The organism is Aquimarina sp. BL5, from assembly GCF_003443675.1.
Taxonomy (GTDB): Bacteria; Bacteroidota; Bacteroidia; order Flavobacteriales; family Flavobacteriaceae; genus Aquimarina.
The window spans coordinates 3,526,105-3,552,213 of record NZ_CP031963.1; the positions used below are offsets into that span (position 1 = coordinate 3,526,105).

The following is a 26,109-nucleotide window of genomic DNA, read 5'->3' on the forward strand; positions in this document are numbered from 1 at the left end:
AAATAAAAAAAGAGGCATCTAGATAACCTAAACGCCTCTTTTAGTAATAAAAGATTTTCTACTTAGAAAGAGTAACTCAGTCCAAGGTTCCAGAAAGATTGTAATTTATTATCCGTGTTTTCTAGTGTTGGAGTTGGGGTAGGTAACGGGTCCAGAGTCAATGCATTATTAAATGCTTCTTGTTTATTTTTTCTAAGACCAAAATCAAACCCTACACCAATTGCTTTCCATAAAGTATAAGAAAAAGAATTGGTCCAAGTCCAGTTAGAATAATCACCATCTTCATAACTTAAGAAAGCAGAAAGATTGGTTTTAAAGTTGATGGCTCCTATTTTACGCGTATAGTCTGCAACGATTTTGGCTCCTAAAGAAGACTCATATTCTGCAGCTCCTTTGCTAAATACAAAATTGTAGTTAAGAGGGTGTACAACCACTATTAAGTTATTAATGGGAGTCCAAGTAGCACCCACACCAAGATCTAAATAGCCCGGATCATTAAAATTATTTAATAATGTTGTTCTATATTCTCCTAGAGTAGATACTGCTAAAGTTTCGGTTAATTTATAACCAAATAGAGAAGTAATATTGAATACATCTGTTGACTCTTGGAAGTTTTTATCATCTGTTACTAAAGGATCAGGGTTATCATCATTACTTTTGTCATCTAATTTTACCCAAGCAAGATTAACAGTGGCACTATTTCGCCAAAAGTATTTTTCTTGTAATAAATTCGCATATGCATTTACAGTAATACCTATAGTTCCTGCATCATTATCAGGAATCCCTTGAGAATACCAATTATTAAATCCAGAAAGACTTCCTCCAATAGTACCAAAAGCGCCAATTTTCCATCCTGGTAGTGCATCTATTTGCGATTGTATTGCATTAGCTCTTCCTTGTATTGCTGCAATAGAATCTTTCTTTGCAGATAATTTTGTTTTCAACTCTTCTTCTGTTTGTGCAAATCCTGTATGGATACCAGCCAATAGAAGAATAAATGAGAATACGATTTTTTTCATAATTAATAGTTTTAAGTAGTTTGTCTTTACATCTAAAGAAGTCTTTTTTAAGAAAGCTTTTGCAAAAACAAGTTCAAGATTTATGTAAAATTTTGCGTTGGCAAATATACTTGAAGTAACGTTTTTCAATTTAAAACGAAGTAATTGTTAAAACAATTTTCGATAAAAAGCAGTTTTATGGGATGAAATGATCTATTTTCTCTTAAATAGAGGCACAGAGGAGCAAGCTTCTCCATACATGATGCTTTTAGCAACTGGTTGTAGTTTTTGGATAAGCTCTATATATGCGCTCTCAGGAACAGGTTTATTAGAACACCCTTTTATAATTAGAAGTTTATCTTGATATTCTGAAACATCAAGTGCGTTGATAATACCCGTATAGAGAATGGTTTCTAGGTTTTCTAATGATCCAACAGCTACCTTTTTTGCAAAAGGCATTAATGAGCTTGTCAATAATAGGTATGCCCAACCGGGAATAATAGCATCTGTCGAGCAACTTAGAGCAACATACTTATTCTGATACTGACTCCAATCGTGATCAGATACGTATTTTCTGAAATCTTTTTCTTTAAGAATAAAACCTTCAAAAAGCCAATCTTTTATATCAAACAAGATACGATCACCTTCTGGATAATAGTCCTCCAAATCAATGGTGAATAGTTTAGTGTTATTAGCGACTCTATTGATAATTTCTTCTGCCATTTTGCTGATATATGTTTTTTAAAGCATACCTAGTTCTAACTTTGCTTCTTCACTCATTAGATCTTGTGTCCAGGTTGGCTCAAAGGTAAGTTCTAACTCTACATCATTTACAGCATCCAAAGATTTTACTTTTTCCTTAACCTCTTCTGGTAATGATTCTGCAACCGGACAATTAGGAGATGTAAGCGTCATAAGAATTTTTACATCATAGTCCTCATTTACAAAAACGTCATATATCAACCCTAGTTCATATATGTCAACAGGAATTTCTGGATCATAAATTGTTTTCAGTACGCGTACAATTTTTTCTCCAAGCTCTGTAGTATCTATATTAGTTTCACTCATATTTCTTATATTTTAGTTGACTTCGACAAGCTCAGTCAGACAACGAATGTTAATTCAATTGTGTTTGGTATGCAATAGCATACATTTTTAATTGTTTGATCATACTCACCAATCCGTTTGCTCTGGTTGGTGATAAATGTTCTTTTAAACCAATTTCATCAATAAAAGCGGTATCTGCATCCATAATATCTTTCGGGTGTTGACCAGAAAAAACTCTGATAAGAATGGCAATAATACCTTTGGTTATTATAGCATCGCTATCGGCAGTAAATTCGATTTTGTCGTCTTTCATTTCTGCATGAACCCAAACTTTACTTTGACAACCTTTTATGATATTTTCATCAATTTTATATTTCTCTTCAATTAAAGGAAGTGATTTACCAAGATCTATCATGTATTCATAGCGCTGCATCCAGTCATCAAACATGCTAAACTCATCAACAATTTCTTCCTGAAGTTCTTGTATGGACATATACTTACAATTTTTGACAAAAATACAACATGAATCTTTGCTATTCAATACTTTCTATCAATGATAAGATAGTATTAACTAATGGCTTGATTTTTTTAACTCAACATCATTTTTGCCTTTTTTAAGGCTTCTACCAGAATGTCAATCTCTTCTTTGGTATTATAAAAAGAAAAAGAAGCGCGAATGGTACCAGGAATTTTATAAAAATCCATTATAGGCTGCGCGCAATGGTGGCCAGTACGAACGGCAACACCTAATTTGTCCACTATAGAACCTATATCATAAGGATGGATAGTATCTATATTAAATGAAATAACAGAGGTTTTGTTTTTAGAAGTCCCGTAGATTTTTAATCCTTCTATTTCTAAAAGTTTTTTAGTTCCGTAGTCTAATAGTTCATTTTCATACTCAGCAATGTTGTCAAAACCAATACTGTTCATATAATCTAATGCTACCCCAAAAGCAATACCTCCACAAATATTAGGTGTTCCTGCTTCAAATTTATGAGGAAGACCAGCGTAGGTTGTTTTTTCGAAAGTTACTTGATCAATCATTTCGCCTCCACCTTGGTAGGGGGGTAATTTATTAAGCCATTCCTCTTTTCCATATAATAAACCAACACCTGTAGGTCCACAAAGTTTATGGGCAGAAGCCACATAAAAATCCACATCTAAGTCCTGAACATCTGGTTTAATATGAGGACAAGATTGTGCTCCATCAATTAATACAGCAGCGCCGACATTATGAGCTTTTTGTATAATCTCTTCGATAGGATTAATAGTTCCTAAAGCATTAGAAATATGATTAGTAAAAACTAGTTTGGTTTTGTCAGAAAGTAATTGATCATATACATCCATTAAGAGTTCTCCTTCTTCATTCATAGGAATAACTTTAAGAATGGCTCCTGTTCTTTCACAGAGCATTTGCCAGGGAACAATATTAGAATGATGCTCTAAAGCCGAAACGATAATCTCATCTCCTTTAGCTAGTAAATTGGTGAAACCTGTTGCAACAATATTAATGCTATGCGTTGTTCCAGAGGTTAAGATAATTTCGTATGGATGTTTTGCATTAAAATGTTGTTGCACCTTTTTACGTGCAATTTCATAGGCATCAGTAGCTTCTTGTGATAGTGTATGTACACCCCGATGAATATTAGCGTTGTAATTGCTGTAATAATCTACAATTGCATCTATCACTACTTGTGGAGTTTGTGATGTGGCTGCATTATCAAAATATACCAAAGGTTTTCCGTTTACTTCTCTTTTCAGAATAGGAAAATCTTTTCGTATTTTCTGTACATCTAGCATATCAATTTCTTTCTGCAAAAATAGGAACTATTTCTAAGTGATATTGTTTATTTTTAAAAGGATTTAACACTTTACACAATGAAACGATTTAAAAAGATTTTAAGATATGGGTTCATAGGAATTGTTGGGCTTATAGTTGTCTCCGTTTTTTGGAACTATCCTAAACTTACGATACTTTCTGGGTATTCTGCTAAGAATATGGCTTCTTCTGTTTTTATCGGAAATCGTACTGTGGAATTTACGGATGTTAATGACAACAATTTTGCTCCAGTCAACCTAGCGGATGATGAAGTAAATACAACTGAAAAATCTGCAATTGCATCTGTTTTTGGACTAAAAGAAAGGAAAGCAATTTTTAGAGAAGGATTAGGGAGTGTATTGATTAATGATGATTTTGATGAAAAAGCTCCTTATGTAACACCTACGCGAAGTAAATCAAAAACCAACCTACCATTTCCTTATGGAGATTTGCCTCAAAAAGATACGGTGTTTACTTCTATTGATTATAATAAAATAAATGATGTTGTCAACTCGATTTTTGATAAAGAAGGAGCGCGTATTAAAAAGACAAGAGCTGTTTTGGTCATTCATAAAGATCAGATAATAGCAGAAAAATACGCGGATGGATTAGACCAAAACTCTATTCTACTAGGTTGGTCCATGACTAAAAGTGTATTGGCGACAAATTATGGAATATTGCAAAAACAAGGTAAGATTAATATTAACCAAAAGGCACCCATAAAAGAATGGGAGAATGATGAAAGAAAGGAGATAACAATTAATAATTTGTTACAGATGAATTGTGGTTTAGCATGGGATGAAGACTATGGATCTATCTCTGATGCAACAACAATGTTATATATAGATGAAGATATGACGAAGCCTCAGATTTATAAAGAGGCGATTCATAAGCCTAATGAGTATTGGTATTATTCATCTGGTGTTTCTAATTTGTTATCAGGAATTTTGAGAAAACAGTTTGATAGTTATCAGGAGTATCTTGATTTTCCGTATCGAGAGTTTATTGATAAGATAGGAATGCACTCTATGCTTATGGAAACGGATATGGCAGGTAATTATGTGGGTTCTTCATACGCTTGGGCAACAGTTAGAGATTGGGCAAGATTCGGGTTGTTATACCTTCATAGAGGAAATTGGAATGGAGAACAAATTTTTAACCCTGATTGGGTAGATTATGTAACGACTCCAAGCCCAACATCAGAAGGTGATTATGGTGGTCATTTTTGGTTGAATTCAGGAGGTTTTTATCCTGATGCTCCCAGAGACATGTATTCTGCAAATGGATTTCAGGGACAACGTGTATTTATTATCCCTTCTAAAGATCTAGTAATTGTACGTTTTGGATTAATTGGTGACGCTGGAGTAGATTTTAATACGTTCTTGAAGGAGATCGTTAGCTCGATACAATAGGATAGACCTCACAGGTTTTTAAAAGCTGAAAGGTCTATAGTGTTTCATTTTATCTCCCAAAATAATCATAGTATCGCTCTGCGTGTTGCTCATACCGTTTAATAAGATCAATGTTTTTCTTTTCAAGATCAGTTAATTGACTTCTAACATCTGTAGATACGGGAATGTACCAATTTACCTTTGTGTCGAAAAAGTAACGCATTTTACGATTTTTAAAAGAATAGCCGTGTCTGGCATAAATTAGATTTCGAAGCACTTCTAACTCTCCTTTATTTAAATTTTCTATATTTTGATTGGTTAATTTTTCAGTCGAGGCATTAAGTTTTCCAATAACTTTTGCACTTATTGCTTCCATTTCTCCACCTTCTTCATCTTGAGAATCATAAAGAGCTAAATTATAATCGTAGTCAACATCAAAATCTAAATTTAATTTTGAATCATATTTAAACTCTTTCTTTTTTAGGTTGTAATCTCTTTTAGGAACCGCCAAATTTTTGTCATTTGCAATCCAGATTCCTTTAACTCTTGTCTTTTCAGGGTCTAATGTAAATTCAAAAACACCATCATATTTATCATCACCTGGTTCTACAACTTCTGCAAACAAAGTTTTTGAATTAAATTTTCCTTTAAATGGTCTGGCATTACCAGCGACTACAGAATGACCGAATAAAGAATCTCTTTTTATGTGATCTATGGAAATATTGATTTTATTGGAATATGAGCCATTTTTTTCTGAAACACTTTGGTAATTAACAGTATTAAAACTTCCTACATAAAAGCCAAGTAGACCCTGATGATCAGAATCTTCGTCAAACACCCTTTTTTCAAAAGTAATTATTGGGTTTTCTTGTTGATTAATAGTTTTAGAAACTTTTTCAACCACCTCATTATTTTCTACCTGAGTAGCCTCGCTTTCTTTGGTTGTAGTTTCATTTTCAATGATCGGAGTTGTTTCTGTCTTTTCTTTTTGTACTTCTTTTTTGCAAGAGATAAAGAGTAGAACGAATACTAAGAAGATGGTGTTTTTCATTTTTTAATATATTTTAGAATAATAATTTCGGCGATAATTAGATTTAATACCCAACCTAACCAGGCTACAATTTGATATACATCCATGGGTCTTGGCTGAAAAACCAAAACAATCAAGTATTTCCATAATCGTAAAGTTATAGCAGATAATGTTAGCGCAAAACTTCTGATCATAAAAATTTGATGTTTTTGATAATCTTGTTGTTTAAGAGCCCAAAAAGCTTTTAAAGTAAACCAAAACCAACCAATAGCTAGTAAGCAGAAGGCGAGTTGAGACCAGAACCCACCGTTAGCATAATATCCAATAATCAGTCCCGATGGAGCCGCAAGAAGTAATACAGAAACCAAATATATCCAGCCAACAACTTTATGAACTTTAGTGTACTCTGTTCTTATTTTTTTAGAAAATTGAGTAAAGCCTGCAAATAAGGAAAAAACAGAGAATGTAACGTGAATATAAAATGCAATTTTATAATGTGCGGAATGAATATACTGCTGCTTGATTCTTAAAAACGCCACATCAAAGTCAATAGGAAAATATTGAAGCGTAATCTGAAACATCAATACACAAAAGAAGGTATAAAGTATCAGGAGAACTATTTGATATACGGTAGCTTTCTGCATAAAATAAAAAAACCTCAACAAATATATGAAGAGGTTTAGTATGTATTACGATTATTCTTTTCTACAAATCGAATCCAATATCAACACCAAGCTTGTTGGCAATCAATTTATTAATTCGTTGTTTTAGCTGAGGTATTTTTACACTTTCTAATACATTATTGGCAAAAGCATACATTAATAAGGCTCTTGCTTCTTTTTCTCCAATTCCTCTGGATCTCATATAGAACAATGCTTGTTCATCTAACTGACCAATGGTACAGCCGTGAGAACATTTTACATCGTCTGCAAAAATCTCTAACTGTGGTTTAGAATTAATGGTAGCCTTATCACTTAGTAAAATATTGTTGTTGGACTGAAAAGCATTAGTTTTCTGAGCCTCTTTATTCACAATAATTTTACCATTAAATACACCTGTTGCTCTTTCGTCAAAAATACCTTTATAGTCTTGATGGCTTTCGCAATTTGGTTCTGTGTGATGCACTAAGGTGTTATGATCTACATGTTGTTTACCTTCGATAATTGTAACTCCATTAAGTATAGAATCAATTCCTTCGCCTTTCTGATAAAAATTTAGATTATTTCTAGTCACATTACCTCCAAATGCAAATGTATGTACTGAGGCTACACTTTGCGCTTGTTGTTGGATATGTGTATTATCTATCAGCGAAGCATTCTCACTATCATTCTGAATTTTATAATAGTCTACAAAGGCTCTTTTATCAGCAAAAATTTCTGTAACCGAATTCGTTAAAACAGGGTTTTCCGTTAAGCTTTGATGACGCTCAATAATCTGCACGTGCGAATTTTCTTCGACTACGATAAGGTTACGAGGCTGTAAAAGCTGTGTTGATTCTTTTCCTGTAGAAAAATGAATGATTTGTATCGGTTTATCGGCCTGCTTATTCTTTGATATATAAATATACGCTCCTTCTTTAGAGAAAGCTGTATTCAAAGAGGTAAGGCCGTCTTCTGGAGCAATCTTATTAAAATAATTATCAATAATAGGCTTATACTTTTCATGACTTAAAGCCGAAGACATTAAACAAACATCAATCTTATCATGAGTAGTTTCAGATAAATGAGAAGAATATTTACCGTCAATAAATACAATTTTATAAGTATCTAGATCATAAAGAAAGTACTTTTTTACATCTTTAAACTCTAGTGCATTCTCTTCTTTTGGAAAAATACTATAGTCATGCTTCAAAATAGCATTTAATGAAGTATACTTCCAGGCTTCTTCTTTTTTAGTAGGAAACCCCTTTTCTTCAAATACTTTTATAGCTTGACTTCTGATATCATGAACAGGAGCATCTACATCTACTGTATTTTCAAAAGCAAGAAAAGAAGATATTAATTTTTCTTTCAGCTCCATAACTATGCGTTTATCTCTTCTTTAATCCAATCGTATCCTTTTTCTTCTAATTCTAAAGCTAATTCTTTAGTTCCAGACTTAACTATTTTACCGTCATATAAAACGTGTACAAAATCAGGTACGATATGATCTAATAAACGCTGATAGTGAGTAATTACAATAATAGCATTGTCTTCACTCTTCAGTTTATTTACACCATTAGCTACAATACGTAATGCATCAATATCTAATCCAGAATCAGTTTCATCTAAAATAGCTAGTTTAGGTTCCATCATCGCCATCTGAAATATTTCATTTCGTTTTTTCTCACCACCAGAAAACCCTTGGTTAAGAGAACGAGATAAAAATTTACGATCAATATCTAGCAATTCAGATTTCTCTCGAATTTTCTTAAGCATATCTTTGGCTGGCATTTCTTCCAGACCTTGTGCTTTTCTAGTTTCATTAATCGCGGTTTTCATGAAATTAGTAACGGTAACACCAGGAATCTCTACCGGATACTGAAACGAAAGAAAAACACCTTTATGAGCACGTTCTTCTGCCGCCAATTCTTCGATATCTTCACCATTTAGCAGGATATTACCTTCCGTAACTTCATATTCTTCTTTTCCTGCAACTATACTGGCTAATGTACTTTTACCGGCACCGTTAGGACCCATTATTGCATGAACTTCTCCTGCTTTTACGTGTAGGTTAAGACCTTTTAAGATTTCTTTATCTTCAACGCTAGCGTGCAAATCCTTAATTTCTAACATCTTCTGTTTTTATATCTTTTTAAATAAATTTTTAGTGATTATGACCTTCATGTCCTGTTTCACTTGACTCTTGTAATGAGTCTGAGGATTTTATCTTTGTTGGCAATTCTTCTGTTGGCTCGCTCACACCAACAATCTCTTTTATCTCTACAACCTGTGGCCAACCATCTTCTGTATTAGGTTTTATAATACCCTTAATTACTACAGGCACCATATCATATTCTTCTCTTTGTAATGGCTTTACTTTTTTAGCTAATTCATGTGCCATATCATCAATGATTACTCCATAAATAAAATCTTTACCTTTTAGAACACCCGCGTTATCAATTAATATATATTCTCCGCGAATCAGGCTAGATTCAATATCAGAATCAGATGATGAAGTTGATTTTTCGTTTTTACAAGAAAAAATTAATAGGCTTACAATGATGAGAAGAAATGGTTTTTTCATTTATGTGAGTTTGTTAGTTAAACACTTTATCCTACAGAACCTTCTAGAGAAATTTCTAAAAGTTTTTGGGCTTCTACTGCAAATTCCATTGGGAGTTTGTTCAATACTTCTTTACTAAAACCGTTAACGATCAATGCAATTGCTTTTTCTGTATCAATACCTCTTTGGTTACAGTAAAAGATTTGATCTTCTCCAATTTTACTGGTAGTAGCCTCATGTTCTATTTGAGCAGTTTTATTCTTTGCTTCAATATAGGGAAACGTATGAGCGCCACATTCATTGCCCATAAGTAAAGAATCACATTGAGAAAAATTACGAGCATTAGTTGCTCTGCTATTAATCTGTACTAACCCTCGATAACTATTTTGAGACTTTCCAGCAGAAATTCCTTTGGAGATAATCGTACTTTTAGTATTCTTACCTAAATGGATCATCTTAGTTCCCGTATCGGCTTGCTGATAATTATTGGTTACGGCTATAGAGTAAAATTCACCTACAGAGTTATCTCCTTTAAGTATACAAGAAGGATATTTCCAAGTTACTGCTGATCCTGTTTCTACTTGTGTCCAAGAGATTTTAGCATTTTTTTCGCAAATACCACGTTTTGTCACAAAATTAAAAACACCACCTTTTCCTTCGGCATTACCAGGATACCAGTTCTGCACAGTAGAATATTTAATTTCTGCATCATCTAATGCTATAAGTTCTACTACTGCTGCATGCAATTGATTTTCATCTCTTGATGGTGCTGTACAACCTTCGAGATAACTTACATAGCTGCCTTCATCAGCAATTACCAATGTACGCTCGAATTGACCTGTACCTGCTTGATTGATTCTAAAATATGTAGATAATTCCATTGGACATTTCACACCTTTAGGAATATAACAAAAGGAACCATCACTAAATACTGCAGAATTTAAAGCTGCATAAAAATTATCCTTTTGTGGAACAACAGAACCGATATATTTTTTTACCAGCTCAGGATGTTCTTGTATTGCTTCAGAAATAGGGCAAAAAATAATACCTTTTTCACCAAGTGTTTCTTTAAAGGTTGTTGCTACAGATACGGAATCCATCACAATATCTACTGCAACTCCTGCTAGTTTTTTTTGTTCATCCAGAGATATTCCAAGTCGTTTGAAAGTATCTAATAATTCTGGATCGACTTCATCCAGACTGTCATATTTTGGTTTACTATTAGGAGCAGAATAATAGGCTATGTCCTGAAAATTAGGCTTTTCATAGTTTACATTTGCCCATTCTGGCTCTTCCATCTGTTCCCAAATACGAAAGGCCTCGAGTCTCCAGTTTGTCATCCATTCTGGTTCCTCTTTTTTCTTGGAAATTGCACGAACAATATCTTCATTTAGACCAACGGGGAATGTATCGGATTCTATATCAGTATAAAATCCATACTCGTATTCTTTGGTCTCTAATTCTTTTTTTAAGTCGTCTTCGGTATATGCCATCTTAGTAAATCCTAGGTTTTATTTTAGGATCTTTGTTTAAATTTTTAAAGGGAAAAACTTTCTCCGCAACCGCAGGTTCTATTAGCGTTGGGGTTGTTAAAAACGAAACCGGTTCCATTAAGTCCACCGGAATATTCTAAGGTAGTACCTATTAGATATAAAAAACTTTTCTTGTCAACAATTATTTTTACACCATTGTCTTCAAAAACCTTATCTCCGTCTTCCTGAGTTTTATCAAATTTTAAGTCATATGACAAACCTGAACAACCACCACTTTTAACACCTACACGTACGTAGTCTAAAGTAGCGTCATAACCGTCATCACTCATCAACTCTACGACTTTCTTTTTAGCTGTGTCTGATACCTTAATCATACTTTATAAATAGATTAATTCTAAATTGAATGCAAATATACTACATATGTAGGTTTTATTTACAGAACCTAACATTTATCTAACATATATTAGAATAGGGATATTCTATAGTAAATTTAATGAAAGAATATTAAAATTCAGAAAAACGATTATCGTTCAGGAAATCGTCATCAGTTAGTGTTTTTAAGAAATCGATAATTTGATCTTTTTCTTCTTCAGTCATAGGAATTCCGATAACTGCACCATCAGTGTTTTTGAAAACAGGATCCAGTGTTTCAGAATCTACCAGGCCGTCGCTGTAATGATTCAAGACATCCGTTAGTGTTTTTAATCTTCCATCGTGCATGTACGGGAAGGTTAATTCGATATTTCTTAATGTAGGAACTTTAAATTTGTGCAAATCAGAAGCAAGACCAGTAACTCGATTTCTGCCGATATCATTATATTGTGGATCTACTGCTAAGCCGTTATTACGGTATGATTGATCTGTAAATAATGTTCCTTCATGACAAGAAGCACATTTAGATTTAAAAAGCTCAAACCCTGCTGCTTCGTTAGCGGTAAAAACGGAACCTTCGTTTCTTTCGATTTTATCATACTTTGAGTTTGACGAAATCATCATAATCATAAATTGTGACAGTGCTTTGAGTAGATTTTCTGAGTTGATTTTTTGATCTTCAAATGCCTCGGCAAATAACTCTACATATTCAGGTTTTTCTTCAAGTTTTTGAAGAATACTGCTGAAAGACTCATTCATTTCTACTTCTGCAGTAATAGGTATTATGGGTTGTAAATCTAAATGTGTTGCAGCACCATCCCAGGTAAATTCTTTCATAAAAGCAAGATTATGCAAAGGTTGTGCATTACGTGTACCCAATGCTCCGTTTACACCGTGACTTACAATATGTGTATGATGCGTAAACGCAAAATCCTGAATATGACAGAACCCGCAAGAAATCACTCCATCAGAAGACAATCGACCATCATAGAATAGTTTTTTACCTAATTCAAATCCTTTTTCTGTAGGTGTATTCAGTGTGATATTATAACTTGGTTCTGGAAAATTAGATGGAATTGTAAATTCTAAAGCTGGATTTTGACCAATAGGGACGTATTCATCCTTTTCAGAGCTACAGGCTGCTCCAAAAAGAATGAATACTATGTAACCTATATTCTTTATCATTTAGTTTGTTGTTAATATAGTAAACATGGTTTGTACATTGTTTGCAATCTTTTCAGAATCAGGATCAACTTGTATATCACTTTTTTCTTCTAAAGAATGCGTAAAAGTACTATCAAAGATTTTAGAGATGTCTGCTTGTATTGATAAATTAGATGTAGTTCCATCTCCTATTGTAAGTGTATTAGATATATCTAATGTAATTTCTTTATAATTATCTAAGGCTGTTCCATGACTTCCTACGTGTAATAGAAAATCACCAGCGGTTCCTCCCTGAGGAGTAAAAGAACCTTCGAATTTAAGAAATTTATAGCCCGCAGACCAAGACCATAACATTCCATTTTCTTCTGCTGTAGGAATAAAATTAGCAACTTCATTAAGAGGATAGTTAGATTGATCAACTCCTACACCAAATCTAATCTTGGTGTAAGCACCGGCATTTATATTGCTAAGTGAAATTTGCTTGCTAGATGAAATTTCTTCATTTACCACAAAATAACTATCAGCAACTGGATAAGCGAATTCATCGCCATTTTCTTTTATCAAAACAATATTACTAATAATATATTTTAGTTCAGAAACTGTATAGGTTTCATTACTTAAGTTGGTATATGATGTTGTGTTTAAATTAATAGGGTTGTTGTTTACGTTGTTTTTAAACTCTAGGTTTACAATACCTACATTAACATCATCATCCTTACAAGAAATTAAAGTTATTAAAGTGAGTACTATTAGTGTGAACTTTTTCATTTTTTATTTATATTTTATTATTAAAACGTCTTTACCCCCTCGATTATTAGGGATATCTAAATCATTACTTTCGGAATTACCGGCAATAATGATTTTTTTATCTTGAGTTTCCATACATCCTTCTGCAAATTCAGAAAGGCTTCCGCCTAAAGTTGATTTCCAGGTTACATCTCCATTACTATCGATTAAAATATTCCAGATATCACTTTGACCTTGATTTTCGTCAACATCTCCATTATTACTTCTGGAATTACCGGTAATAATAAAACTACCATCTTGCGTAGTGTGAATTCCTCTCGCTGTATCAAACTCTGTTCCTCCTAATGATTTTTCCCAGATTAAATTTCCGTTACCATCAATCTGAATCATCCATAGATCTGCGTTTCCTTTAGGATCCGAGATATCTCCATTATCACTTCTAGAATCTCCCACAACAACATATTTTCCATCTCCTGATGATGCAATTGCATATCCTACATCAATTTCAGATCCTCCATAAGATTTCTCCCAAACTTTAGTTCCTTCGGTATTTATTTTAACTACCCAAAAGTCATAGCTTCCTTTAGTTGAACTAATATCAAAATCGTCACTTTCTGAGGATCCGATCATTAAAAAACCTCCATCCTCGGTTTGTACAGTGTCATAGCTTCTATCATTATTAGTTCCTCCAAAATAGCGTCTCCATTCTTTGTTTCCAGAAGCATCTAGTTTAATTCCCCAAAATTCTCCAACACCGTGTTTTTCAGATTTTTTTCTATTGTCATTTCCTTCACCATTACTAGCTGTAACATCCAGAAATCCTGTTAAGAAATAACCATTATCAGCAGTTTGCACAATGGAGAAAGCTCGGTCAATACCGGGAAATCCAAAAGACTTTTCCCATTGTAAATTTCCGGAAGCATCAATTTTTACCATCCAATAGTCTTGCAATCCTGCATTTTCACTTACATCACCATCAGCACTTCTGCTATAACCTACTAAAGCATAACCACCATCATTAGTCTTAATAACCCTTTGTCCACGATCATCTCCAGTACCGCCGTAGGTTTTGCTCCAGACTACGGTTCCTTCAGGAGAAATTTTTAAAACCCAAAAATCACTATCAGTAGCGTCTTTATCCGATATATCCCCATCTACACTTTGAGTATATCCGAAAACGACGTAACCTCCGTCCTCGGATTCTACTATGGATAAAGCGTCGTCTTCACCGCTACCACCAAAAGTCTTAACCCACTCTACAGTTCCCTGAAAGCCTTCTTCGGGATTGGTAGTTGGTGGAGAAGAGGTTGCGTTGTCATCACTGCCGCAAGCTACTATACTTATAACAATAAAAATTAATAGGGATTTGTAAAAGAACTTGAATTTGCACATTTGTTAGTATTAAATTATCTTTTTATTAAACGTTTAGTAATCTGACTGTTATCATTAAAAACTTTTAAAAGATAAACTCCAGAATTCAAACTTGAGACATCTATTGTTTTTGTAACGTTTCCTGTACTTATCAATTGTCCGGTAATAGATATAATTTCATACGATGCTGGTTGATCCGTATTTAAAAACACTTCTAAGACCTGACCAAATACTGGATTTGGATATATTTTTAATGCCATAATATCTTCATCTTCATTACCAAAAACAGGAATGATATTAGAGGATGCTATCTGCACATTATTAGATCTTCCGCAAGAGCCTTCATAGATTTTTACAGAAGAGAAATCTGAGGTATTACCAGAACCGCTATCATTATCATTGATAAATACCAATCGATCCATTGTTCCAGTGTAGAAACTTCCTACTGGTATTACATACGTTATAAAATTATTGCCAGAATAGTTATCATAATTAGTAACACCATAATTTTGTGTACCGTGTACCTTGAAATATCTAGTGGAAGTTAGGCTGTTATCATTTTCAAAACCAACAGCATGAATCTCTCCCTGAGATGAGCTTCTGAATTCAAATTCAATTACGGTATTAGGAGTGACTGTATAGTTATAAGGAATATATTTCCAAGTATTATTGGTTAGGGACAGTGTTGTTCCGGTATTATTTACAACAAAGTTACCGGCAGAGTCCTGATTAGAGAATGGAGTGATCTGAAAATCTCTAAAATCGATACTATCACATGTAGGAGGAGTAGTATTGCCATCCGTTATATTTACATCGTCTATTGCGATATCGCTTTGCCACCCTTGAGAACCACTTCCTGTTAGTGCACTAAACCGTAATTGTACACTTGCTTCTCCTGAATAAGAGGATAAATCTATTGTTTCGGCATTCCAGTCACTTCCTTGAGCCCCATTTCTGCTAAAAATAGATGACCAGTTTCCTTGGTTATTAGTTCTTGCTTCTACTGTTAGATTGTTAATAGTACTTCCTAACATGTGATACTGAAATGTAAGGCTAGGTGAAGTAAGATTAGTAAAATCTAAACAAGGAGAATTTAAAACTGCATTTTTGTTTGGATAACCTGTTCCGTTACCAGAAGCTTCTACATAGATGTAAGTATTACCATCTGAAGCACTAGTTGGACCTGTTCCAGTGGAAGGAGTACCTCCAGAATTCCTAGTCCAATTAAGGTCATCACTAGATGCATTTTGCCAAGACCCAAAACCAGATTCAAAACTTTCATTGAACGGAAAAGAAGTTACTACCGAAGGACAGTCACCTCCTCCGCCATCTCCAGGTTCACTTTTTCTTACTAAGAAAAACCCTCCTTCAATATCGCTTATTACTATATTTCCGCTGTTGAAATATGGGTATATGTTCCAAGCTCCATTAAAAGAAGCACTATTACTAGATGGAAAGGTATCGAAATATCCAATTTCGTTAATGTTGGTGTTTCCAATGTCTGAAATATCAATAACCCTAAACCCTGCTCTATAATTTGCCAAATAAAACTTATCTCCTTTTACATATCCATTATGATCAATAGCTGGAGTAGGTCCATTGTATATCATATGTTGCTGAGGGTTATCTAAATCTTCAAAATCAAATATGATAGTCCTAGTATTAAATCCTACTCCTTGCTCATCTGTTTCGTCTCCTAATAGAAAATATCTCATATCATCAGTGAACCACCCTTGATGCGTATATCCAATATTTGTATATTGTATTGTAGAAATTGTTACAGGGTTTGATTTATCGGTGATGTCTGCGATTACGACTTCGATCTCGTTACTTCCAATAAGAATTTCTCTTCCGCTATAGTCGCTATCAGGACCAGTATAAGTAACTACCTGAGCATCGTGAGTATAAGCTCTTTGACCTCCTGACAAAAACCCTCCAGCATTAGTTGGATTTTTAGGATCTTGAATATTCACAAACAATGGACCACCATTATATGGTCCAGAACCTCTTTGTGCTCCTACGATATAAGCAAATCCAGTATCTTCATTAATTACAATATTGTGTGCGTTTCCAAACTGTGTATATCTGGTATCTGCAGAAAAATTTGCAGGAGGATTAGAAACGTTACGCAATCTAGTTAAATCAAAAACTTGCATACCGTGACCAGAAGCCTCACTTACTATAAAAGCGTGGTTATTATAGACTTTAACATCTCTCCACAGACTATTACCCGTGGCAGTAGGAAGTTTACCGAGATAAACCGGGTTGGTAGGGTTAGAGATATCTATAAACGCAGTACCATTATTTAAGCCAATGATTGCATACTCTTTAGATGTTTGAGTATCTGTCCATCCCCAACTGTCATTTCCGGAGCTAGCGTTCATTTGAGAAAGTGAAATTGTAGACATAAGATCATAATCTTTACATGGATAAGATCCCGCAAATCCATTTGTGCAAGGTGTTTGACTTTGGCAAATAAGAGTAAATACCAAAAAGCATAAAGCTAAGGGTAGTTTTTTCATGAGTTTGTGTAATTTAGTAGTTAGTTTGAACTAGTTCTTAAAAACTAGCGCTTTACACAAAATTAATCTAAAAAACTCCAAACTAAGTCCTAGCTTTCCACACTATTTATCCGGTTTAACCACCTTATTATCAATATTTAATCGTTTTTAATAATTATTAAGTATTAGTTAACAATCAATTTCTTAGTAACATCGTTTATCCTGAGTAGATAAATTCCAGGATCGTATTCTAAATTAATCGTTATACTATTAGAGTTATCAAATTTGGTAATCTCTCTCATTTTTTTTCCAACAACATTAAATATTTCTATTTTTTTTAAGTCAAATGTGTTTATTCCGTCTATTGTAATTGCGGAGCTTGTTGGGTTTGGATACATTTTGAATTCAGGCTTCTGCGAAAAATCTGTCACATTTAAAGTATTACTTTCTCTTACAAGTAAAAAACCTGATTCGATATCACTGATCACAATATTTCCACTATCGAAATATGGATACACACTCCAGGCACCATTAAAAGCAGCACTATTACTTGAAGGGAAACTGTCAAAAGAACCAATTTCCGATATATTTTTATTTGCTATATCCGAAATGTCAATTACACGCAATCCGGCTCTATAATTCGCCATATAAAATTTATTCCCTTTTACATATCCATTATGATCTATCGCTGCTGTAGGTCCGGTGTAATTAAAATGAAACTTAGGATTATCTAAATCTTCAAAATCAAAAATGATGGTTCTGGTATTAAAGCCTACTCTACTTTCATCACCTTCATCTCCAAGTAAAAAATAACGTTGATCTTCTGTAAACCATCCTTGATGAACGTATCCAATATCAGTATACCCAATTGTAGAAATAGTTACTGGGTTTGTTTTATCCGTGATATCAGCAATTACGATTTCAATTTCATTACTGCCTATAAGAATTTCACGACCTGTATAATCTGTGTCAGGACCGTTGTATATTACTGCTTGCGCATCATGACTATAGGCTTCGCCTCCTGTAGAAAGGAAACCACCTGCATCCACAGGGTTTTTAGGATCTCGAATATCAATAAAAATAGGCCCTCCTTCATATGGTCCAGATCTACTAGTACCTACGGCGTATGCGAATCCAGAATCTTCATTAATAACAATGTTGTGTGCATTACCAAATCCAGTATATCTACCATCAGCGGTAAAGGTTTCTGGAGGATTGGTTACATTGCGCAACCTTGTCAAATCAAATATTTGCATTCCATGACTTCCAATTGGTATAAAATCAGCTACGATATAGGCATGATTTTGATATACTTTAACATCTCTCCACGAGCTAGATGCTACCGCAGAAGGTAGTTTTCCGACATAAATGGGATTTATGGGATCAGATATATCTATAAAAGCGGTTCCGTTATCTAACCCAATAATTGCGTATTCTTTTCCATTAGTAGGATCTGTCCAGCCCCAACTATCACTTCCTTCATTAGCATCCATAGTGGCTAGTGAAACCTGAGACATTAAAATGTAATCATCGCAAGGAAAAGAACCTGCCATTCCATTATCACATGTAGTTTGAGATTGCAAAATAAATGACGAAAAAATTAAGTTTAGTAAGATCAGTTTTTTCATTGGTTGAGTTTTTTTAAAGAGTATAATTAAATGAGGTTTTATAAAATGATATTATTTTTTTGTTAAGGTATGATTTCTTTTACTAAGAGGAATCCAGAATTTATATCGCTGATCACAATATTTCCACTTTCAAAATAGGGATAAACGTTCCACGCGCCACTAAAACTTACACTATTATTTGAAGGAAAAGTGTCGAAAAAACTGATTTCGCGCATCGAATTAGAACTTATATCAGAAATATCAATGATTCTCATACCAGCGGTATAATTGGCCAAATAAAATTTATTTCCCTTTACATAACCATTATGGTCAATAGAAGGTGTAGGGCCTGTATAATTCATATGAAATCTTGGATTGTCAAGATCTTCAAAATCAAAGACAATGGTGCGTGTATTAAAGCCAACACTTGTCTCATCTAGTTCATCACCAAGTAAGAAAAATCGCTGATTTTCAGTAAACCAACCTTGATGAGTATATCCTATATTAGCATAATTAATCGTAGAGATGGTTCTGGGGGCATTTTTGTCAGTGATATCTGCAATTACAATTTCTATTTGATTACTTCCTATCAAAATTTCTCTTCCTGTATAATCGCTATCTGGTCCGTTATAAGTTACCACTTGTGCATCGTGACTGTAGGCGTCGCCACCATCAGAAATAAAGCCTCCAGCTGCTATTGGATTCGTTGGATCCTGGATATTTACAAAGTGTGGACCGCCACCAAAAGTAGACGTTCCTACACCATATGCAAACCCAGTATTTTCGTTAATGACAATATTATGTGCATTACCAAAACCTGTATATCGTGCATCCGCAGTAAATGTTTCCGGTGGATTACTAACATTCCTTAATCTAGTTAAATCAAAAACCTGCATTCCATGACCAGCAGCTTCGCTAACTATAAAAGCATGATTTTGATATACTTTTACATCACGCCAAGAGCTGTTTTGTGTAGCAGTGGGTAATTTTCCTAAATACACAGGAGTTTCAGGAGTAGAAATATCAATAAAAGCGGTACCATTATCAAGGCACATAATAACATATTCTTTACCATCACTTGGATCCGTCCATCCCCAACTATCGTTTCCAGCTGAAGCATTCATTGTACTTAAAGATATCGAAGAGACAAAATCAATACCACAACTTGGATAAATCCCACCAGACACTTGATTTGTGCAGTTTGCATTCTGGTTCCCGTCATTTCCACTAGTTTGATCATCATCATTACTACAGTTTATAACTGATAATAATGTGAAAAAACAAATCACTACACTAAAATACTTTTTCATTTACTAGAATTAAATATTAATTAGAGACTTATATATATAACAGTTTATTAGCTAAATACCCTACTAGACCATATAATGTGAGCTATTCAAAACTGTATTTGATATTTGTTTTAAGAGAAATATGAGTCTGTGGTTTTGAAAAACTTTGATGAAAAAGGTAACAAAAATTTATGACTATTAATATTTAGGACGTTAAACAATGAAAAGTTAAATGAAAGAAAACAAAGTTTTTTAAGAAGATAGTATAATATTATTGGTTGTAAGTTCTATGAAACTTGGTAGCACATTAATTATGATTTAAAATTTTGCTCTACGATCTCTAGAGTTACTGATTGGTATTTATAGATGGTTCGACAGTTGCAAATCACGAATGAAAATGTATCTAGAGCAAACAAATTAATCCTGGATTTTTCTAGATTTTTTATATAATGAAATCACCTTGTTTCCTACCTTTGCAATTATGATTGAAGATAAAAATACATCAAGGACATCATTGTCAGAATTAGGAGAATTTGGTTTGATCGATCATTTAACCAAAAATTTTGAAATCAAACATGAATCTACCATTCGAGGCATTGGCGATGATGCTGCAGTGTTGGATTTTAAAAACAAAAAATGTGTATTAACCACAGACTTTTTGATTGAAGGAGTGCATTTTGATTTATCCTATGTTCCGCTAAAGCATTTGGGCTATAAGGCAGTAATGGTGAATCTTTCTGATGTCTATGCAATGAATGCGACTGCAACACAAATTACAGTGTCTATAGCGGTATCTAACAGATTTCCTTTGGAAGCATTAGAAGAACTATATGCAGGGATTGAAGCTGCAGCCAAAATATATAATATAGACGTAGTAGGAGGTGATACAACCTCTTCTACCACTGGATTATTGATAAGCATTACGGCTGTAGGGCATGCGGATGAAGAAAGTTTAGTATATCGTGATGGTGCAGGAGAAAACGATTTATTGGTAGTAACTGGAGATTTAGGAGCAGCATATTTGGGACTTCAGATATTAGAAAGAGAAAAACAGGTATATAAGGCGAATCCTAATTCTCAACCAGATCTGGATCAGTATTCATATTTAATAGAACGACAATTAAAACCTGAAGCTAGAAAAGACATATCAGAACTTCTTAAAGCTCTAGAGGTAAAACCAACAAGTATGATCGATATAAGTGATGGTTTATCTTCTGAAGTGATACATTTATGTAAAAGATCTAAAGTAGGAGTAAATCTATACGAAGAAAAGATTCCACTGGATCCTGTAGTTATTTCTACTTGTGAGGAGTTTAAATTAAATAGTACAACCGTAGCTCTAAGTGGAGGAGAGGATTACGAATTATTATTTACGATTAAACAAGAAGATTTTCCTAAGATTAAAGCAAACCCGAATCTTACCGTAATTGGTCATATGACAGATGAAAAAAGCGGAATAGGATTAGTTACTAGAGCAAATGAAAAAATTCAACTAACTGCTCAAGGATGGAATCCTATAAAAGAATAATTTAAGAAGCCGTCTGAAGACTTATTTTACCTTTATTTCTTGCAATCTTCTTAGCGTGCACAGATGCTAGTGCATCATTAATTTCCTTAAGTTTTGGAGTCATTACTTCTAATCTACCTCTGCTATTCGTAGTTGCCTGTTCACCACAATGAGAACAAGTATACTCTTTTATATGATGTGTAACTTGCTTGGAAGTAACATAATCGTGGCCGAATAAAGCGCAATAAATTTTTGAAATGGAGAATGACGAATTGGGTATAGATTTCTTCATTTTGTAGGGGTTAAAAGTTCATTATCAATACAATAATAAGTTTTTTTTAGTTATTAACAACATTTTGTAAGAAAAATTTTTGAAAAAACTCCAAATTTTGCTTTAAAAGTGTATTTTATAGTGGTTTTGACCTTTAAAAATGTATTTCGTCGGATAATTAATGAGTAATTATGGTCTTTTTTAAGTGGAGAGGTAAGGCTAGAAAATAGGGGAATATATGTCAGAAGTATTGAAGGAATTGATGCAGGTTTTTTAAAAGCTCATTTCGATTTTCGATATAGGACATGTGACCGCCATTAAGTGAAACTAAATCGGTTTTACATTGTTTTGATTCTTCGGTATTTTGTTGGTATGATAATACAGGGTCTTTTTGTCCTGCAAAAATTATTTTAGGTTTTTTAAATTTTAATAAGGTTGTTGTATGATCTTTTCTGATCTTCATGCCTTCTAAGGCAGAAATGATTCCTTGTAAAGGTGTTTTTGAAGCTTCATTTTTTATGAGTTCAATCTGATTTATGTATTTATCACGGTTTTCCTCAGCAAAAAGATTGGCAATCGCCATACTTGTATACGCTTTGGGGTTTTTCTTCACAATATCAATTGCTCTGCTTCTATTTACCTTTCTTTCTTCGTTATCAGGAAAAGAAGTAGAGTTAAGCAATACAAGTCCCGAAACTAGTTTGGGAAATAGATCTATATAGGCTAATGAAACATACCCGCCCATAGAATGACTAATGAATATAGGATTATCAATTTTGATACTGTACAAAACGGCTCTAATCGCTTCTGCCATATCTTCCATTCTATGAATGTAACCCAGACAATTCGTTTTTCCGTGGCCTAAAAGGTCTATTGTTATACAGTTATGAGTTTCAGAAAAATGAGGGATGATATCATTCCACATCGTAGAGTTTTCTAAAAAACCGTGTAAAAAAACCAGAGGAGTACCTTTTCCGTAAGTGTTATAATTAATTTCAATCCCTTTATATGCTAATGTCATTTTGAAATTTTATATTTCAACTTTTTATCAAATTATCAATATTCGTTTAAGCGATATAAACCTAACTAAATGCGATTTAATAAAGAAACTTTTATCACAGGATTTGCTTTGTTCTCTATGTTTTTTGGAGCAGGAAATTTAATTCTACCTCCTAACTTGGGCTTTAAAGCGGGTGATATGTGGTTTTTGGTTGTTATTGGTTTTGTTATCTCTGCAGTTGTGCTTCCGTTACTTGGTATTTTTGCTCACGCAAGATTGCAAGGGACTATGTTAGACTTTGGAAAGAAAGTGTCTCCTACTTTTAGCCTTATTTATTGTTTTATCGTTTATGCTATTTCTATTGCATTACCATCCCCAAGAACCGCATCGGTAACTCACGAGATGGCCATACAACCTTTTTTTGGAACGAGTTCTTTACTAACGAGTAGCATCTATTTTGGTTTTGTACTGTTTTTTGTACTAAACAGGTCAAAAATTTTAAATATTCTAGGAAAGTTCCTTACACCGATAATCTTCATTGTAATTCTTAGCATCATTTTCATCGGAATTTTTTCCACACATCCGCCGATGAATAATTCAGTTATTCAAACACCTTTAATAGATGGACTTTTAGAGGGATATCAAACATTTGATGCTATTGGAGCGGTTGTAGTTGGTGGTGTGATTATTATTTCGCTTCGGATGAAAGGAAGAAAAAGTTTTCGAGAAAATAGAACGCTAATTCGTAATTCAGGAATTATTGCCGGTATGGGTCTCTTTATTGTGTATGCCGGACTAATATATAATGGAGCTTTATTTAATGGAGCTTTCGAAAAGGAAATTAGCCGGACTGAATTATTATCTGGTTTAAGTTTAAAAACACTAGGAAACATCGGAAGCACTTTCTTAAGTGTTCTGGTATCCCTTGCGTGCTTTACAACAGCAGTGGGAATAGTAACAGGAACTTCGGATTTTATTAAAGGAATATTCAGTGAATCCCAACAGGCATATGTCATAACAGCCATTATTGGGTGTGTTCTAGGTATTGCGATGGGGCAAATGGATGTTCATGATATAATCGTAGTAGCAGTTCCGGCATTAATGTTTATTTATCCAATTACTATTGTCTTGATATTATTAAATGTATTGCCGGAGAAATTTACTTCTTCATTAGTGTTTAGAGCTGTCGTTATCATAACCATTATATTTAGCTTACCGGATTTTTTAGCTTCCATTGGGTTTAAAGATCAGGTACAACCTATTTTGAGCCTGATTCCACTTGGAACATATAGTTTAGCTTGGTTATTGCCAGCTTTACTTTGTCTTATTATTAGTAACGTTTTTATCAAAGAAAAATCTTCAAAGTAAGTGTGCATTATTTTTAAAAGTAAATAGTATATGGTGTTGTCATTTTTTCTTAAATTCGCGCTTTAACATTTTATTAAGAGTGTTAATAAAGGGGAATTTTATCAATATAGGGAAAACTAATACTAATGAAAAAGCTAACATTCGGTGCGGTAATGGCACTGATTATATCTTCATGTACAAAGGATGATTATATTCCAATCACCTCAAGTTTAGACTCAGAATTATTAAGCACATTGAATGAAGCATCTAATGGAGAAGGAGTATCGTTTTTTACATTACCGGAAAGTGATGATTATGCGAATATCCCACAAGATCCGTTAAATCTAATTACAGAAGAAAAAGTCTTTTTAGGTAAATTATTACTACACGAAACTGCTACAGGAGGAAATCCGAAAATGTCAGAGATGAAGGCAACCTATTCTTGTGCTTCCTGTCATCAGGCGTCAGCTGGTTTTGCAGCTGGAATAAGACAAGGAATTGGAGAATGTGGCGTAGGTTTTGGAATAAGAGGAGAAGAAAGGGTAGCTGACACAACAGTTCCAAGAGATTCTATTGATGTACAACCCATAAAATCTCCAACATTATTAAATGTAGCCTATCAAGATGTTATGCTTTGGAATGGACAGTTTGGAGGGACAGGAACAAATGCAGGAACGGAAGCCAGTTGGACAGAGATTCAGGAAAATTTTTTAGGATTTCAAGGTGTGGAAGTTCAGGCCATCAAAGGACAAAAAGTACATAGATTGCAGATAGATGATGAGTTTGTAAACACTTTTGGTTATAAAGATCTTTTTGATGCAGCATTTTCTGATGTAGCAGAAAATGAAAGATATACTAAAGACAATGCTGCTTTGGCTATTGCCGCTTATGAGAGAACATTATTAGCAAATAAATCACCATGGCAGGATTGGCTAAAAGGAAATAGTAATGCATTAAGTGATTCTGAGAAAAAAGGAGCCATTGCTTTTTTTGGAAAAGGAAAATGTTATGAATGCCATACAGGCCCTGCATTGAATGATAAAGATTTTCACTCTTTTGGTATGGGTGATTTTGAAAATGTAAATGGTGCATTGCTATTATATGATGTAAATATCGATAACGTTAAAAGAGGGAGAGGAAACTTTACAAACAATCCTGCAGATGATTTTAAGTTTAAAACCCCAACACTATATAATTTAATAGATAATGGTTTCTATGGTCATGGAGGGACTTTTACTTCAATAAAAGAGATAATCTCTTATAAGAACGAAGGAAATCCACAAAATACAGAAGTACCTAAAGAGAATTTAGCCTCTCAATTTGGAACTATAAATCTTACCGAAGAAGAAATAGATAATATGACATCTTTTGTTACGAATAGCTTACGAGATTCGGAATTGAGCAGATATGTTCCAGGGTCAATTAATTCTGGAAATTGTTTTCCAAATAATGATTACATATCCAGAGAAGATTTAGGATGTGATTAATTTAGAGTAGCAATCCACCAGGTATTTCCATAAGGATCTTTAAAACCGGCTCCGCGTGCGCCATAATCTTCTTCCATAGGTTGCATTAAGGATGTAGAGCCTGCATCTATAGCGTTATAGTAGGTTTGGTCGGTATCTTTTACATAAACATACATCGAAGTATGTTGCGCAGGATAGGTTTTTGAGGCTTCCGTAATCATTATAGTAGCGTCTCCTATCATTACCTCAGAGTGTTCAACTTTATAAGCAGCATCTACCTTACGTATCATTTCCTGGGCATTAAATATTTTTCTGATAAAATCAATAAAATCATCTGCATTCTCGACTACCAAATAAGGCATTGCTTGTTGATGACCTGCTGTAATTTTCATTCGCTGCATTACTATTCTTTAATGTTTTGCTATGCAACGACAAAATCAACATAAATATTCTATAAAATTTCAAAAAACGATCATAAAAAA

General features: G+C 33.8%; 25 protein-coding genes. 4 read left to right on the plus strand and 21 right to left on the minus strand.

The features are described 5' to 3' along the window. Positions 1-62 precede the first annotated feature (62 nt). The 5 genes from D1818_RS14735 to D1818_RS14755 all read right to left on the minus strand — a co-directional run bounded on the left by D1818_RS14735 (position 63) and on the right by D1818_RS14755 (position 3,848). Entirely contained in the window at positions 63-1,019 is a 957-nt protein-coding gene (locus D1818_RS14735; protein ID WP_118463778.1) for a DUF3078 domain-containing protein, read from the minus strand. 192 nt (positions 1,020-1,211) lie between these two features. After that, positions 1,212-1,721: a DUF2480 family protein gene (locus tag D1818_RS14740; protein ID WP_118459757.1), complete on the minus strand. Its 510-nt coding sequence runs from the start codon at positions 1,719-1,721 to the stop codon at positions 1,212-1,214. 18 nt (positions 1,722-1,739) lie between these two features. Further along, a complete protein-coding gene (locus D1818_RS14745) occupies positions 1,740-2,066 on the minus strand; it encodes a DUF59 domain-containing protein (protein WP_091406545.1) in 327 nt (108 codons plus the stop codon). Positions 2,067-2,115: 49 nt separating this feature from the next. Continuing rightward, on the minus strand, positions 2,116-2,538 hold the full coding sequence (locus D1818_RS14750) for a SufE family protein (RefSeq protein WP_118459758.1): 423 nt from the start codon (positions 2,536-2,538) through the stop codon (positions 2,116-2,118). A 95-nt stretch (positions 2,539-2,633) separates the two neighbouring features. After that, entirely contained in the window at positions 2,634-3,848 is a 1,215-nt protein-coding gene (locus D1818_RS14755) for an aminotransferase class V-fold PLP-dependent enzyme (RefSeq protein ID WP_118463781.1), read from the minus strand. Positions 3,849-3,926: 78 nt separating this feature from the next. On the opposite strand from D1818_RS14755, the gene D1818_RS14760 reads away from it, so the two are divergent. Then, positions 3,927-5,279 carry a serine hydrolase gene (locus D1818_RS14760; protein WP_118459759.1) on the plus strand — a complete coding sequence of 451 codons (1,353 nt, stop codon included), beginning with the start codon at positions 3,927-3,929 and terminating at the stop codon, positions 5,277-5,279. Between the two features lie 49 nt (positions 5,280-5,328). Here the strand turns inward: D1818_RS14760 and D1818_RS14765 are convergent, their stop codons facing one another. From D1818_RS14765 to D1818_RS14825, 13 genes are all read right to left on the minus strand, one after another. Further along, a complete protein-coding gene (locus D1818_RS14765) occupies positions 5,329-6,309 on the minus strand; it encodes a YARHG domain-containing protein (protein ID WP_118459760.1) in 981 nt (326 codons plus the stop codon). Continuing rightward, a complete protein-coding gene (locus D1818_RS14770) occupies positions 6,306-6,932 on the minus strand; it encodes a DUF2306 domain-containing protein (RefSeq protein WP_233558490.1) in 627 nt (208 codons plus the stop codon). Before D1818_RS14770 ends, D1818_RS14765 begins: the two co-directional genes overlap by 4 nt. A 61-nt stretch (positions 6,933-6,993) precedes the next feature. Then, positions 6,994-8,307 carry a Fe-S cluster assembly protein SufD gene (gene sufD, locus D1818_RS14775; protein WP_118459761.1) on the minus strand — a complete coding sequence of 438 codons (1,314 nt, stop codon included), beginning with the start codon at positions 8,305-8,307 and terminating at the stop codon, positions 6,994-6,996. A 2-nt stretch (positions 8,308-8,309) separates the two neighbouring features. Beyond that, positions 8,310-9,062, minus strand: a complete 753-nt coding sequence (sufC, locus tag D1818_RS14780) for a Fe-S cluster assembly ATPase SufC (protein ID WP_118459762.1) — start codon at positions 9,060-9,062, stop codon at positions 8,310-8,312. Positions 9,063-9,093: 31 nt separating this feature from the next. Next, the gene (locus D1818_RS14785; RefSeq protein WP_199726254.1) at positions 9,094-9,513 is read right to left on the minus strand and encodes a hypothetical protein; all 420 of its coding nucleotides are present in this window, start codon (positions 9,511-9,513) and stop codon (positions 9,094-9,096) included. 26 nt (positions 9,514-9,539) lie between these two features. Then, positions 9,540-10,985 (minus strand): Fe-S cluster assembly protein SufB, encoded by a 1,446-nt coding sequence (gene sufB, locus D1818_RS14790; RefSeq protein WP_118459763.1) that lies wholly within the window; start codon positions 10,983-10,985, stop codon positions 9,540-9,542. Between the two features lie 44 nt (positions 10,986-11,029). Beyond that, entirely contained in the window at positions 11,030-11,359 is a 330-nt protein-coding gene (locus tag D1818_RS14795; protein ID WP_118459764.1) for an iron-sulfur cluster assembly accessory protein, read from the minus strand. A gap of 130 nt (positions 11,360-11,489) precedes the next feature. Continuing rightward, positions 11,490-12,542 carry a cytochrome-c peroxidase gene (locus D1818_RS14800; protein WP_118459765.1) on the minus strand — a complete coding sequence of 351 codons (1,053 nt, stop codon included), beginning with the start codon at positions 12,540-12,542 and terminating at the stop codon, positions 11,490-11,492. Then, positions 12,543-13,289 (minus strand): MbnP family protein, encoded by a 747-nt coding sequence (locus D1818_RS14805; protein WP_118459766.1) that lies wholly within the window; start codon positions 13,287-13,289, stop codon positions 12,543-12,545. A 3-nt stretch (positions 13,290-13,292) separates the two neighbouring features. Continuing rightward, positions 13,293-14,660: a hypothetical protein gene (locus D1818_RS14810; protein WP_118459767.1), complete on the minus strand. Its 1,368-nt coding sequence runs from the start codon at positions 14,658-14,660 to the stop codon at positions 13,293-13,295. Between the two features lie 14 nt (positions 14,661-14,674). Continuing rightward, entirely contained in the window at positions 14,675-17,161 is a 2,487-nt protein-coding gene (locus D1818_RS25935) for a choice-of-anchor B family protein (protein WP_118459768.1), read from the minus strand. 164 nt (positions 17,162-17,325) lie between these two features. Continuing rightward, the gene (locus D1818_RS14820; protein WP_118459769.1) at positions 17,326-18,768 is read right to left on the minus strand and encodes a choice-of-anchor B family protein; all 1,443 of its coding nucleotides are present in this window, start codon (positions 18,766-18,768) and stop codon (positions 17,326-17,328) included. A 62-nt stretch (positions 18,769-18,830) separates the two neighbouring features. Beyond that, positions 18,831-20,057 carry a choice-of-anchor B family protein gene (locus D1818_RS14825; RefSeq protein WP_118459770.1) on the minus strand — a complete coding sequence of 409 codons (1,227 nt, stop codon included), beginning with the start codon at positions 20,055-20,057 and terminating at the stop codon, positions 18,831-18,833. Positions 20,058-20,517: 460 nt separating this feature from the next. Between D1818_RS14825 and thiL the strand changes: the two genes are divergently transcribed. Then, positions 20,518-21,564, plus strand: a complete 1,047-nt coding sequence (gene thiL, locus D1818_RS14830) for a thiamine-phosphate kinase (RefSeq protein WP_118459771.1) — start codon at positions 20,518-20,520, stop codon at positions 21,562-21,564. A gap of 1 nt (position 21,565) precedes the next feature. Here thiL and D1818_RS14835 read toward each other — a convergent pair whose 3' ends face one another. Together D1818_RS14835 and D1818_RS14840 are read right to left on the minus strand one after the other, a co-directional pair. Then, entirely contained in the window at positions 21,566-21,835 is a 270-nt protein-coding gene (locus D1818_RS14835) for a hypothetical protein (protein WP_233558491.1), read from the minus strand. Positions 21,836-22,055: 220 nt separating this feature from the next. Beyond that, complete coding sequence (locus tag D1818_RS14840) at positions 22,056-22,835, minus strand: alpha/beta fold hydrolase (protein WP_118459772.1); 780 nt, start codon at positions 22,833-22,835, stop codon at positions 22,056-22,058. 69 nt (positions 22,836-22,904) lie between these two features. On the opposite strand from D1818_RS14840, the gene brnQ reads away from it, so the two are divergent. Together brnQ and D1818_RS14850 are read left to right on the plus strand one after the other, a co-directional pair. Beyond that, positions 22,905-24,182, plus strand: a complete 1,278-nt coding sequence (gene brnQ, locus D1818_RS14845; protein WP_118459773.1) for a branched-chain amino acid transport system II carrier protein — start codon at positions 22,905-22,907, stop codon at positions 24,180-24,182. Between the two features lie 125 nt (positions 24,183-24,307). After that, entirely contained in the window at positions 24,308-25,648 is a 1,341-nt protein-coding gene (locus tag D1818_RS14850; protein WP_118459774.1) for a cytochrome-c peroxidase, read from the plus strand. Here D1818_RS14850 and D1818_RS14855 read toward each other — a convergent pair. Further along, entirely contained in the window at positions 25,645-26,028 is a 384-nt protein-coding gene (locus tag D1818_RS14855; protein WP_118459775.1) for a VOC family protein, read from the minus strand. The two genes, D1818_RS14850 and D1818_RS14855, sit on opposite strands and share 4 nt — an antisense overlap. Between the last annotated feature and the right edge of the window lie 81 nt (positions 26,029-26,109).